General features: G+C 64.2%; 12 protein-coding genes. 6 read left to right on the top strand and 6 right to left on the bottom strand.

The annotated features are described in order from the left end of the window. Positions 1 to 269: 269 nt before the first annotated feature. The 5 genes from JMY28_RS21295 to JMY28_RS21315 form a co-directional block, all read right to left on the bottom strand. Positions 270 to 764 carry a lytic transglycosylase domain-containing protein gene (locus tag JMY28_RS21295; protein ID WP_201697890.1) on the bottom strand — a complete coding sequence of 165 codons (495 nt, stop codon included), beginning with the start codon at positions 762 to 764 and terminating at the stop codon, positions 270 to 272. Between the two features lie 36 nt (positions 765 to 800). Beyond that, positions 801 to 1,169 carry a hypothetical protein gene (locus JMY28_RS21300; protein ID WP_201697891.1) on the bottom strand — a complete coding sequence of 123 codons (369 nt, stop codon included), beginning with the start codon at positions 1,167 to 1,169 and terminating at the stop codon, positions 801 to 803. Between the two features lie 4 nt (positions 1,170 to 1,173). After that, positions 1,174 to 1,548, bottom strand: coding sequence for a hypothetical protein (locus JMY28_RS21305; RefSeq protein ID WP_236596973.1), 375 nt, complete (start codon positions 1,546 to 1,548; stop codon positions 1,174 to 1,176). 266 nt (positions 1,549 to 1,814) lie between these two features. Continuing rightward, a complete protein-coding gene (locus tag JMY28_RS21310; RefSeq protein WP_201697892.1) occupies positions 1,815 to 2,108 on the bottom strand; it encodes a GYD domain-containing protein in 294 nt (97 codons plus the stop codon). A gap of 34 nt (positions 2,109 to 2,142) precedes the next feature. After that, positions 2,143 to 3,549: an FAD-binding oxidoreductase gene (locus tag JMY28_RS21315; RefSeq protein WP_201697893.1), complete on the bottom strand. Its 1,407-nt coding sequence runs from the start codon at positions 3,547 to 3,549 to the stop codon at positions 2,143 to 2,145. Between the two features lie 451 nt (positions 3,550 to 4,000). On the opposite strand from JMY28_RS21315, the gene JMY28_RS21320 reads away from it, so the two are divergent. The 3 genes from JMY28_RS21320 (at position 4,001) to JMY28_RS21330 (ending at position 7,003) form a co-directional block, all read left to right on the top strand. Beyond that, on the top strand, positions 4,001 to 4,204 hold the full coding sequence (locus JMY28_RS21320; RefSeq protein WP_201697894.1) for a DUF1059 domain-containing protein: 204 nt from the start codon (positions 4,001 to 4,003) through the stop codon (positions 4,202 to 4,204). 234 nt (positions 4,205 to 4,438) lie between these two features. Further along, a complete protein-coding gene (locus tag JMY28_RS21325) occupies positions 4,439 to 5,899 on the top strand; it encodes a mechanosensitive ion channel family protein (protein WP_201697895.1) in 1,461 nt (486 codons plus the stop codon). Between the two features lie 234 nt (positions 5,900 to 6,133). After that, on the top strand, positions 6,134 to 7,003 hold the full coding sequence (locus tag JMY28_RS21330) for a DNA-binding protein (protein WP_201697896.1): 870 nt from the start codon (positions 6,134 to 6,136) through the stop codon (positions 7,001 to 7,003). Between the two features lie 61 nt (positions 7,004 to 7,064). On the opposite strand, the gene JMY28_RS21335 is transcribed toward JMY28_RS21330, so the two are convergent. After that, positions 7,065 to 7,538, bottom strand: coding sequence for an Lrp/AsnC family transcriptional regulator (locus tag JMY28_RS21335; RefSeq protein ID WP_042267102.1), 474 nt, complete (start codon positions 7,536 to 7,538; stop codon positions 7,065 to 7,067). Positions 7,539 to 7,679: 141 nt separating this feature from the next. Here JMY28_RS21335 and JMY28_RS21340 point away from each other — a divergent pair, with 141 nt between their 5' ends. The 3 genes from JMY28_RS21340 (at position 7,680) to JMY28_RS21350 (ending at position 13,017) form a co-directional block, all read left to right on the top strand. Then, complete coding sequence (locus JMY28_RS21340; protein WP_236596974.1) at positions 7,680 to 11,210, top strand: indolepyruvate ferredoxin oxidoreductase family protein; 3,531 nt, start codon at positions 7,680 to 7,682, stop codon at positions 11,208 to 11,210. Positions 11,211 to 11,251: 41 nt separating this feature from the next. Continuing rightward, complete coding sequence (locus JMY28_RS21345) at positions 11,252 to 12,019, top strand: SDR family NAD(P)-dependent oxidoreductase (protein ID WP_201697897.1); 768 nt, start codon at positions 11,252 to 11,254, stop codon at positions 12,017 to 12,019. A gap of 92 nt (positions 12,020 to 12,111) precedes the next feature. Further along, entirely contained in the window at positions 12,112 to 13,017 is a 906-nt protein-coding gene (locus tag JMY28_RS21350) for a LysR family transcriptional regulator (protein ID WP_201697898.1), read from the top strand. Positions 13,018 to 13,089 lie beyond the last annotated feature (72 nt).

Raw genomic sequence — 13,089 nt, forward strand, 5'->3', positions numbered from 1 at the left:
GAAGCGGTGGCTGGCGGTTCCTGATCTCTTGTCAGTAACGGCAGGCATTGCCGTTAATCAAGGGTGGAACTCGCACGAAATCATCACGAATGTCAGTTTGATGCGACATCCGGGATGTTTTCTTACGTATTATATGCGCCGTCGAATCTTCACAGTTGGCCCGGGAACGGCGCGTCGCGCGGCGCGGGCTCAAGCAGTTGAACAAGCTGCGCGGTCAATCAGGCCGTTGTGCGTACAACGAGCTTGAAGCGAAGCCGTGCGGGCCTGGTTCATCGCCCCGGCTGCAACTGGCCCCAGCTCACGAGAATGGCCTGAATGCTGCGCGCGTAGGCATCGCGCTCGTGCGGCGACTCCGAGTGGTACGCGCCAATGGCGCGCCACGTGTTGCCGTATCGCACCATCTTTTGCTTGAGCAGCCAGGCGGCCACGAAGATATTCACGCACGGGTCCGTGAGGGCACCGTGCGGAATGCCCTCGCGCGAAAGCTCCGAAAAGTGGATCGAGTTGATCTGCGCTTGCCCAACGTCGATCGAGCCGTTGGCATTGTGATTGACGGCCGCGGCGTCCCCTTTCGATTCACGCCACGCCACGGCGCGCAGCACGAGCGGATTCACGCCCTGGTAGGCCCCGGCCTTTTCAAAGCATTCATTGGCGGGCGGCGCGGCGTGCGCGGCCGTTGCGCCGAGCGCCGCGAGGCTCACGAACGCGACCCACGCGCGGACGACTCGCGATCGCAGGCTCAGGGCGTTGGTCTGCTGCTGCATGGGGCGAAGCTCCGGGTTGGGCGTCACTGCGCGACGTCACTGCGCGAGAGCGGAATCGAGCTGCTGCTCGATGTCCTTGAGATAGGCGCGCGAAGTGTCGGAGACAACGAGGCGCGGCGTGGGCATGGCGCAGTGGCAATCGCGCTGACGCAGCTTCTTCTTGTGCGAGGACGAATGCGGCGAGGGAAGCTCGTCGTCGTCGCCGGTGGAGGGCGGCAGCATGGCGAGCGTGGGCAGCGGCGGATAAACCTTGTCGGCAGCGGGCGTGGCTGCGGCGGCGACAGTGGTGGCAACGGTGGTGGAAACCCCGGTGGCGCCACCGGCGGCAGGCGCGCTGGTGGCGGGTTGGGCCGCCCACGCGGCGCTACAAAAGCCGAGTGCGGCGGCGAAAACGATCGGACGCATCGTGTCAGCTCCCCGCATGCAACGGCTCGATCGAGACGCTGTACGTCTGGTTCGCGCCGGCCGTCAGGTTTTCGAGCGTGGGCTTGGGCCCCTGCGCGCTCACGCCTCGCCAGATGGCCTGATTGATGTACTTGAGGTCCTGGCCGAGGGCCGTCACGCGGATCACGGTGGGCTGCTTCTGCGCGGCGGCGAGCGCGCCCGCCTTGGCGAGCACCGCGTTCAGTTGCGGGTCGTGCGCGCCGAGCGCGTCGGCGGGAATGTCGAACTTCATGATGACGTTCGACACGGCGGGTTTCCCGGTTTGCGCCGTGGTGGGCGGCTGCAGTTGCGCGCAGCCTGTCATAACCATTACGGCAAGTAAAAGCAAAACGCGCGTCACGGCCGGGTCTCCAAAAAATCGTGGCGATGTACGCGTTTTCGGCCGCGCGCGCGCGGACTTGATACCCGGGTGGCAAACGTTTGCGAAAAAGAAAGAGTTCGCTCGCGCAGTGCCGCTTCCCGAAAGGTCGCGCGCGCGTGCGGCGGCGTTCGGGCAGAGAACTGCCTCCCGGACTGGCGGGAAATGCGCCGCGCATGGGGTGTTTAAGTATGAAGAATGGCAAACAACCGCGCGGCACCGGCCCAGGTGCCGCGCGCCGGTTCGCTTTAATTGAGCTTGCCGAGCACCGCGCTGAACTCATCCTTGCTCAAGGCGCGCAGCGTTTGCGTGCGGATATTGCCGAGCGACCCGAGCGCGAGGCCGAACGCCATGAAGCTTTGCTCGTCGGGCGCTTCGATGACCGTGACGATGTCGTATTTCCCGAGCGTCCAGTAGATCTGCTTCATTTCACAGCCGAAAGTTTTGGCTAGTTCCGCTGCCTGACCGGCCCGCTGCGCGCTGTTTTTGACAGCGCGAATACCCTGGTCGGTGAATTGCGCAAGCACCACATAGGTCGACATGACGATTCCCCTTACGATGACATCGAAACGCGGATCACTGGCTCCCCTCGGCCGACCCTTCGGGCCGGATGTTCTGGTTATGGCGGAAAAGGTTGTGCGGGTCGTAACGCGTCTTCACTGCGACGAGACGGTCCATGTTCGGACCATAGGCCGCCTCGACGCGCGTGCGTTCGTCGTCGGTGAGGAAGTTCACGTAGACGCTGCCGAGCGCATAAGGCGCGGAAGCTTCGAAAAAGTCGCGTGCCCAGGCAACGCAGCGTGCGTCGTCGGCGGGATCGGTCCAGCGGCCGTGCACATTCATCACGTAGAGCGCGTCGCGGTTCGGGTAGGCCATCGCATCGGGCGCGACGCGCAATGTCGCGCCGCCGATTTGCCCGAAGAAGATTTCGCACTGGGGCGAGGGCAGTGTGGCGATCGCGTCGGTCAGCGTGTCGATGAGACCGTCGGGCAACGTGGCGAGATTGTGCGATTTCCAGTAGTTGCGCGCGCCCGGCGTGAGAAGCGGATCGAATGCCTGTTGCCACGCGGCGTACGGCATCGGCCCGAGATGTTCGCCATAAGGCTTGCCGAAGCGGCGCACCACCTCCACCGCGTTCGGCCCGTTTTCCAGCGGCCCCGAATAGCAGATCGCAAAGGCAATGATCGGCTTGCCGTGCACCTCGGGCGGCAGGAAAGGCAACGGCGGTGCGAGGCGCGACACGCTCCACACTGTCAGGTCTTCGGGCATCGTCTCGACCGCCTCGCGATACTTCACGAGCGCTTCTTTCGCGGCGTCGAACGGCAGGACGACGAGACCGCCGTAGATCTCGGGGCCGACGGGGTGAAGCGCGAACTCGAACATCGTGACCACGCCGAAGTTGCCGCCGCCGCCGCGAATGGCCCAGAACAGGTCGGCGTTTTCGTCGGCGCTCGCGCGCAGCAGATCGCCGTCGGCGGTCACGATATCGGCGGCGACCAGGTTGTCGACCGACATGCCGAAGCGCCGGCTCAGCCAGCCGAAGCCGCCGCCCAGCGTGAGACCGGCCACGCCCGTTGTCGAATTGATGCCAAGCGGCGTGGCGAGGCCGAACGCCTGCGCTTCGTGGTCGAAGTCGCCCAGCGTGGCGCCTGGCTCCACATACGCCCGGCGCGTGGCGGGCTCGACTCTGACCGATTTCATCGGCGAGAGATCGATCACGATGCCTCCGTCGCATAGCGCGCTGCCCGCGATATTGTGGCCGCCGCCACGCACGGCGAGCGGCAGCCCCGTTTCACGCGCGAACGCCACGGTTTGCCGCACGTCGGCGCAGCCCCGGCAGCGCACGATGAGCGCGGGGCGTCGCTCGATCATCGCGTTCCAGATTTGTCGGGCTTCTTCGTAGGTTGCGTCACCAGGTTGTAACGCCTCGCCGCGCAGCGCGCTTTTCAATGTGGCGACGGATTCGCTCGACAGGCTGGACATGGCACACCTCTCAATTCAACGGATCGGACAAACGCGCGCCAATAGCCGGGCGTGCGTTTTCATGGACTGAACGGAACTGCGGGCGACCGCTTCAATTGTCGAATCAGTGCGGCTCACGCACGCGCGAAACGCGGCGTGCGTCCGGTCGGGAAAGCAGGAAGGAAGGGCTTTCGCTAAGGGCGGCGGGGGCAGCCTCTGGCCGGACCGCGAGGGGCCGGGCGGCGAGCGTGACATCGCCGGGTTTCTACCCGGGCCGCCACCGAGCCTCGCAGATTAATTAGATAACCTAAATTATGCAGCTTGATAAATAAAATCGCGTGCAATTAATTCAGATTATTGTCGCGCGTGGATTCACTTTAATAGTCTAGCAAGCGAAATGCATGGATTCTATAATTTTCACGCACGCACGGGCAGCGTGTGTCTTTTCACCAGCCCAACGAGAGGTCTCACCATGACGCGAAAGTACATTGACTGCAGGGAGTTCCCCAGTGAGATGAACTGCTCGGTTGCGATCTCGGCGGATTCTGAGCTTCTGGAAGCTGCCGTGCAGCACGCGGTGAGTGTGCATCGTCACGCCGATTCGCCGGAACTGCGTGCGCAGCTCAGCCAGCTCTTTCACGAGGGCTCGCCGCCCGAGGCATTGCCACGCGCATGACGATAAAGAGGGCCGGCATGCAAGGTGCCGGCCAGTGCGCCCGCTCCACACAGCGCGCGCGAGAAATCCAGCCCCGCCACCCACGCGTTTCTGGCGTGCGAATCCAGGCCGAGACTTAAGCGCCAGCAGACTGCGATTGCCACCCGTTCGCCCCGGCACGTTCGTCCGTGGCAGAATCAACCGCGTCCCGCAGTCCCAACATCAGCGTAAGGCCTTTCCAGCTGGGAGCCGCCCGTGAAATACCCGCTAATTGTTGGTTTGAGTATCGTTTTCGTCGATGTCGTCGTGTGGCGTGCGCAGATTCCTCCACATGATCTGGTCAGGCTCTTCATACGGCTCGCGCTCTTCGCGGTGTTGAGCTGGGTACTGTTTTCATCGGGCATGAATCCGTTCGGGCAGGCTCCGTACCGGGACGCGGCAGCGCTCCACTGGTTAGCCCAGGTTCTGGAAATCGTCTGGTGGCTGATGGCGGCGCGACTGTTTACCCTGTCGCTCGACTCTCTATTGCTGCCTCGCGCGTGGCGAAAGCAACGACTCTTCTCGGACGTCTTCGGCGCCGTCGTTTTCCTCGCTGCGGTCGTTGCCGCACTTGCATTCGTGCTTGAACTGCCGGTGCGCGGTCTGGTCGCGACATCGGGCGCACTGGCAATCGTGCTCGGCCTCGCCATTCAAAGCACGCTAAGCGACGTTTTCGCCGGCATTGTGCTCAACGCCACGGAGCCGTACACGGTTGGCGACTGGGTCGTGATTGACGATGTGGAAGGCAAGGTCGTCGAAATGAACTGGCGCGCCACGCATTTGTTGACCGGCCAGGGAAACACGCTCATTGTCCCGAACGCGATGACTTCCAAGGCGAAAATCTCGAACAACAGCAGGCCGGCGAATGTTCACGGCCTTTCACTCGTGCTCGAGATCGACCCCGAAGCGCGGCCGAAGACCGTGATCGACGCGCTGGAACGCGCGCTGACTGGAAGCAACGCCATCCTCAAGACGCCCGCGCCCTATGCCCGCATGCAGCGCGCAACGCTGAACTCGATCCATTACGAGGTGGTCGGGTTCGTTGACGATATGAGTAAAAAGAGGGTGACGTCCAACGAACTGTTCGATTTGTGCTACCGGCACCTGGCTGCCTCCGGGGTATCGTTGCGTGCACTGGGCGTGCCGGCGCCCGCAATCGAAGCGCATGACGCGAAGGAGGCGCTGCTCAAGCGCGTGTCTCTGTTCGAAAGCTTGAGTGCCGATGAAGTGAGCCAGCTTGCGAAGCGCCTTTCCCGGCACGAGTACCCGGCCGATCAACAGATACTTGCCCCGGATACCGTGCCGGATAGTCTCGCCATTATTTATGCGGGCGTGCTCTCGGTGACTTTCCGTGAATCGTCGGGCGTGCGCGAGCTTGCCCGGATTGGCCCGGGTGAAGCATTTGGCGAGGCGGGACTGCTGGCAGGCCTGCCCATGCATGTGTCCATTACCGCACTAACGCCATCGGTGCTTTTCGAAATCGGCAAGGACGACATGACCTCGTTCCTGAAAGAGCACCCGGAAGTCGCGAAACAACTGTGTCAGCTATTGGCATACCGGCAAGACAAGATCGTGAAGTTGACGACGGCGCTCCCCGCCGAACAGGAGCAAGGTCATTCGCTCTTTGAGTGGCTCTTCGGCAAGGTGCGCAATATCCACTCGTTGTACGATTCCTGATGGGCTCTATTTCAGCGCGCCACGGCGTTTACCGCTCGGATTCGATCGGCAGAAGGCCAGGAACCAGACGCCGGCACGCCGCATGAAGGATACATCGGGCTCCGAATCATATTCGGTCACGGTTCCGTTCGCGGCCGCGTCGATCCAGACGAGTGCCGCCTCCCATCGGCAATAGCGGTAGGAATCATGCGCTTTACGTTGTAATATCGACGCATTCCAGCCCCGCATTGCCCCATGACCAACGTCGCCCCCGACGAAGTGCGCCTCGCCGCCGAAATCGAGCGGCTCAAGGCCGAGTTTCCCAAAACGCGCGAACTGTATCGCGAAGTGTGCGCGCTCATGTTCTTCCGTTACGGCATCACGCCCACGGCCAACCGGCTCTATCAGCTAGTGCGCCGCGGCAGCATGAGCACGCCGACGGCAGTGCTTTCGGAGTTCTGGGCCACCCTGCGTGAAAAAAGCCGCGTGCGTATCGAGCACGCCGATTTGCCTGAGGAGCTGCAAGGGGCCGCCGGCGAACTCATGGGTGCGCTGTGGACGCGCGCCACAGCGGCCGCGCAGGCTTCGCTCGAGGCGCTGCGGCTGGAAGTGGAAGACGTGCGTCTCGCTGCGCAAGGCGCAACCGCCGCCGTGCGCGCGGACCTTGCGCACACTGAGGTGGCGCTCGAACAGCGCACCGCCGCGCTGCTCACGGCGCAGGTGCGCATTCAGGAACTGGAGCAGGCGCAGGCCGCCGCCGTTGCTACGCGAGGCGCACTCGAAGCGGAACTCGCGCGCGCACGCGACGCGAGCCGGGAAGGCGACACCGCGCTGAGCCAGGCACGCGCCGATTTTGCCGCCGAACGCGACAAGTTGCGTGCAAGCGCCGAACTCGCGCAAACGCACTGGCAGGCAGCGGAGCAGCGCGCGGCGCGCACGGAAGAAAGCGCGCGCGCCGAAATTCAGGCATTGCAGGCGCAACTGGGCGATTTGCGCCACCAGGTGGGCATGCTCGAAGGCCGGCTCGACGCACTGCGTTCGACCCGCGAAGTTCCGGTGCGCGAGCGGCAGAAGACGCCCGCGAAGCCGCTGCGAGCGGCGCGCAAGACCGGGCAAAAGACGTAAGCCCTTGGGTTACGCGATGATTCCTTCGGCATCCTGACTGAAGAACCGGGTTCGCAGCGTATCACTCGTCGCGCACGCGCACCGGCAGCTCGGTTTTGTACTCCACGCGGCGCAGTGCCACGGAAGTGTGAATGTCACGCACGCCCTCGATCTTGGTGAGACGCGTCATGACGAAACGCTCGATGCCCGCAATATCGCTCGCCACCACGCGCAGCATGTAGTCGAACGCGCCCGTCATCAAATAACACTCCATCACTTCGTCGCAGTTCGAGATCGCGCGCTCGAATGCGGCTAGCCGTGTCTCATTCTTCTTCTCGATCGCCACTGACACATACGCGTTCACGGGAAAGCCCGCCTTCTCCTGATCGAGCAGCGTGACGTACTGCGTGATGACGCCGCGCTCTTCGAGCATGCGGATGCGCCGGTAGAACGGCGAGAGCGAAAGCCCGAGCGATTCCGCGAGGTCGGCGGACTTCACGTGCGCGTCGCGCTGCAGGGCGTGCAGGATGGCCACATCCACGCGGTCGAATTTCATTGGCCGGCTTTCCCAGAAAAATGTGATTTTGGGGCGAATGTTGCTAATTCGCTAGCGATCTGTGGCTCAGTTTGGCACGAATCGCCGCTATTGGCTACCTAGAATTCGGTAATACCCACAAGCCGAACAGCGGAGACAACCATGAACATGCGAGCCGTCGAGACCGAGCGCCAGATCGATACGGACTATCGCCTCGAAGACCGCTACCTGCGCGAAGACGGCGCGGTTTTTCTCACCGGCACCCAGGCGCTCGTGCGCATCCTGATCGAGCAGGCGCGCGCGGACCGGCTTGCCGGGCTGAAAACGGCGGGTCTCGTCTCCGGTTATCGCGGCTCGCCGCTCGGCGGATTCGATCAGGAACTGTGGCGCCAGAAGACGCTGCTGGCGGACTTCGACGTGCGCTTCGAGCCGGGCCTGAACGAAGACCTCGGCGCGACGATGCTGTGGGGCGCGCAGCAACTCGATGCGTTTCCCGGCAAGCGTGTGGAAGGCGTGTATTCGATGTGGTACGGCAAAGGACCTGGCGTGGACCGCACGGGCGACGTGTTCCGCAACGCCAACATGCTCGGCACGGCGCGGCACGGCGGCGTGCTGGCCGTGGCCGGCGACGACCATGCGGCGCAGTCCTCGATGTTCCCGCACCAGACGGACCACGTATTCGAAGGCGCGATGATGCCCATCCTCTTTCCGGCCTCGGTCGAGGAGTACATCGACTTCGGGCTGACGGGCTATGCACTTTCGCGTTTCAGCGGGCTGTGGGTGGGTTTCAAGGCGATTACGGAGACGGTGGAAAGCGGCCGCTCGATGCGTGTAGGTCGCCGTATGCCGTTGCGTTTGCCCGAGGACATTGCGGTTCCGGCGCAGCGCGGCTTCAACTACGACACGCAATTACGCTGGCCCGCGGAGCGCGCCGAACTGGAGCGCCGCGTGCTTGAAGAACGCCTGCCCGCCGCGCTCGCGTTCATGCGGGCGAATCCGCTCGACCGCGCGTTGCTGCGGCCCGCGCATGCGCGGGTGGGCATCGTCACGGTGGGCAAGGCGCATGCGGACGTGCTGGCCGCGTTCGAGGCGCTCGGCCTCACGCCCGAGCGCCTCGAACAGCTCGGCATCGGGCTCTACAAGGTCGGCATGATCTGGCCGCTCGAGACGGAAGGGCTCAAGGCGTTTGCACGCGGCATGCAGGCGCTTTTCGTCGTGGAGGAAAAGCGCTCGTTCGTGGAGCGGCAGATCAAGGAAGCGCTCTTCAACGTGCGTGCGGACGAGCGGCCGTCCGTGCACGGCAAGACGCTTGGCGAGCGGGAGCCGCTGCTTGCGGCGGCGATGGAGTTCGCGCCGGAGCAGCTTGCCCGCGCACTGCAGCGGTTTTTTCAGCACGTTGCGGTTGATGTTCCGCATATCGTTGCGGATACAACGAATGCGCGTTCGGGCGCGCAGCGCGTCATCGCGCTGGCTTCCGTACCGCCGGGCGAACCGCTCACCCGCCAGCCATTCTTCTGCGCGGGCTGCCCGCACAATACCTCGACACGCCTGCCGGACGGCTCGCATGCCGCGGCCGGCATCGGCTGTCACATCATGGCGCTCGGGGAGTCGGGCAACACGGCGACGTTTTGCCAGATGGGCGGCGAAGGCGTGCAGTGGGTCGGCATGTCGACGTTCACGGATATGCCCCATTTGTTCGTGAACCTCGGCGATGGCACCTACCAGCATTCGGGCAGCCTTGCGATTCGCCAGGCCGTGGCGGCGCGCGCGAACGTCACTTACAAAATTCTTTTCAACGATGCGGTCGCCATGACAGGCGGGCAGCCCACCGAGGGTGGCCTCACCGTGCATCGTGTGGTGGCGCAGGTTCAGGCGGAAGGCGTGTGCGAAGTCGTCGTGGTGACCGACCGGCCCGAGCAATACGTGGGCGCGCATGGGTTGCCCACGGGCGTGACGCTCTTGCACCGCGACGCACTCGATGCGCTGCAGCGCCGCTTGCGCGAGCAGAAGGGCGTTTCGGTGATCGTCTACGACCAGACCTGCGCCGCCGAAAAACGCCGCCGCCGCAAGCGCGGCAAGCTGATCGATCCGCCCACGCGTGTGGTGATCAATCCGGCCGTGTGCGAAGGCTGCGGCGACTGCTCCGTGCAGTCGAACTGTATTGCGATCGAGCCGCTCGAAACGGAACTGGGCCGCAAGCGCGTCATCAATCAATCGAGCTGCAATAAGGAGACCTCGTGCGTGAAGGGCTTTTGCCCGAGCTTCGTGACGGTCGAGGGCATGGAGCCGAAGCGCCCGGACGCCGCGCGTATTCAGCGCATCGAAGCCGAGTTGTGCGCCACGCTCGCACCGCCCGCACGCGTGCCGCAGGCGCTGGAGCAGCATCTGCGCATGGTCGTGACCGGTGTGGGCGGCACGGGCGTCGTGACGATCGGCGCGATACTCGCCATGGCCGCGCACCTCGAAGGGCGCGGCGCCTCGACGCTTGACTTTACCGGTCTCGCGCAGAAGAACGGCGCGGTGTTGAGCCACGTGCAGATCGCAGCGAGCCGCGGGCTCATCACCACCTCGCGCATCGGCGCGCATGCGGCCAACGTACTGCTGGGTTGCGACGCCGTGGTGGCCGCGTCGTCCGGCGCGCTCTCGCGCCTGCCGGCCAACGGTGCGCGCGCGATCGTGAACGAGCGCATCACGGCAACGGCCGACTTCGTGCGCGATGGCGATCTGCCCGTGAGCAAGGCCGTGCATCAAGCGGCGATAGAGAGCGCGATGGGCGCAGAGGGCGCGGAGTTCTGGGACTGCACGGCGGCCGCGGAAGCGATATTCGGCGACGCCATCGCCTCGAACATGATGATGGTGGGCTACGCGTATCAGATGGGCCTCGTGCCGCTCACCGAGGCATCGATCCAGCGCGCAATCGAACTCAATGGCGCGGCCGTGAAGATGAACGAACGCGCGTTCCTTTGGGGACGTTTGATCGCGCAGGACGCTCGCGCGCTCGAGCGCGTTGCGGGAGCGGACGTTGCAGTCGCGAACACGCCGTTCGATTTCGCACGCTTCGTGGCCGAGCGCGAGCGCGATCTCACGCAGTATCAGAACGCCGCTTATGCGGCGCGGTATCGCGCGCTGATCGAAACCGTCGCGCAGGCGGAGCGCCGGATTGAAGGTGCAAACGGTGATCTTGCCCAGGCGGCAGCGCGCCATTACTTCAAAGTGCTCGCCTACAAGGACGAGTACGAGGTTGCACGTCTGCACACGAACGGTGGCTTCGGCGCGTACCTGTCTGGTTTGTTCGATGGCACGGCAGGCAAGAAGACGTTCCACATGGCGCCGCCGCTCCTCACGCGACGCGACGCGCAAACGGGACGCCGCAACAAGATCGCGCTGCGCGGCGTGTGGGCCGAGCCGCTGCTGCGCGTGCTGAAGCACGGTAAGGCGTTGCGCGGCACGCCGCTCGATCCGTTTGCACGCCAGCGCGACCGCGTGATCGAGCGCGCGATGATCGGCGAATTCGAGGACGACGTGCGTCTCGTACTCGGCAAGCTCACGCAGCAGACGCTTGCGGCTGCGATCGGCCTGCTCGGCGTGCCGGGCGCGGTTCGTGGGTTCGGTATCGTCAAGGAACGCAATTACGAGCGTTCGCGCGGTGTGCGTGAGCGGTATCGCGCGGAACTGTCGGGTGAGACGGTTTGAAAGATCGGATAACTAATAGATATTCAACGGAGGAGATTCAAATGATTGTGCAGGACAAGACGTTTTTTATCACGGGCGGCGGTTCAGGGCTCGGTGCAGCGGTCGGGCGGCATCTGCTCGAACGCGGCGCCAACGTCGTGTTCGCCGATATCGACGTGGCCCGCGCGCGTGACGAGGCGGCGTCTGGCGGCGAACGTGCACTGGCCGTTGAGGTCGATGTGACGCAGGCAGCAAGCGTCGAGGCGGCGATTGCGCGCGTCACGCAGCGCTTCGGTGCGCTGCATGGCGCGGTCAACTGCGCGGGGATCGCGCCTGCGCAACGCATCGTCGGAAAAGAGGGCGCCCATTCGCTCGATCTGTTCGCGAAGGTCGTAAGCGTCAACCTCATCGGCACCTTCAACGTGATGCGCCTCGCTGCCGTGGCGATGGCGAACAACACGCCCGACGCCGGCGGCGAGCGCGGCGTGATCGTCAATACGGCTTCGGTGGCGGCGTACGACGGCCAGATCGGGCAATCGGCCTATGCGGCTTCCAAGGGCGGTGTGGTTTCGCTCACGCTGCCTGCGGCCCGCGAACTGGCGCGCAACGCGATTCGCGTGGTGACTATCGCGCCTGGCATCTTCGAAACGCCGATGCTCCTCGCCATGCCCACCGAAGTGCAGCAGGCGCTGGGCGCGGGCGTGCCGTTTCCGCAACGCCTCGGCCAGCCCGCGGAGTTTGCGGCGCTCGTCGAGCATATCGTCGGCAACCGCTATCTGAACGGCGAAGTGATACGGCTTGACGGCGCGTTGCGCATGGCGCCTCGCTAGTCGACGATTTGCGTTGGGCTGGCCGCCGCTGGGACGCCGAAGACCGCGTATCGTAGAATCGGAATCATCGACTCACGATATTCGAAAATCACATGGCCAAGGACGTGACTTTACGGCAGTTCCGCTACTTCGTGGCGGCGGCGCAGAACGGGCAGTTTTCGATGGCGGCGGCGGCCGAGCATGTCTCGCAGTCCGCGATCACCAATGCGGTGCTCGCGCTCGAGGAGGCGCTCGGCACGCGACTCTTCGTGCGCTTGCCTCAGGGCGTGGAACTGACGCCCGACGGGCAGGACTTTCTCAATCACGCGCGCCACGTGCTGGAGTCGGTGCGCGACGCGCTGCACAAGGCGCCGTTTCGCGCGCACAGCCTGCGCGGTACGGTGCGCATGGCCGCTTCCTATACGCTGCTCGGCTATTTTCTTCCGGAACTGCTCGCGCGCTTTCGTGCGACTTATCCGGAGATAGAGATCGATCTGCGCGATCTCGACCGGCCGGCTATCGAGGAGGCGGTGCTCGCGGGCGACGTCGATCTTGGCGTGGTGCTGCTCTCCAATGTGGAGCGGCGCGCGCGTTTTGGCCACCATGTCTTGATGCGTTCGCGACGGCAGTTGTGGGCCGCGCCAACGCATCCTCTCGCGCAGATGGGCACCGTCACGCTGCGCGACATCGCGCGTTACCCTTATATTCTGATCACGGTGGACGAGGGCGAGGCCTCGACGCTGCGCTACTGGAAAAAGCGGCGCGTTGCGCCGAATATCGCGTTTCGCACGAGTTCGATGGAGGCGCTGCGCGGCCTCGTGGCGCATGGCTTCGGCGTGACGATTCTCTCGGATATGGTGTTCAGGCCGTGGTCGCTGGAAGGTAAGCGCATCGACGCTTGCGCCGTGGAGGATGCCATTCCGCAGATGGAGGCGGGCATGTTGTGGCATCCGGGCGCGGTGTTGAGCGATCCTGCACGAGCGATGCAGCAGTTTTTGATTCATGCTTGCGGGAATTGAGGGGCGGCGGCCATCCCTCTTTTCGAATTCCTTCGATATCCCCGCCACCCCCATTTCCCTAATCTGACGCCT

The sequence above is a fragment of the Paraburkholderia hiiakae genome (genome assembly GCF_904848665.1).
Taxonomy (GTDB): domain Bacteria; phylum Pseudomonadota; class Gammaproteobacteria; order Burkholderiales; family Burkholderiaceae; genus Paraburkholderia; species Paraburkholderia hiiakae.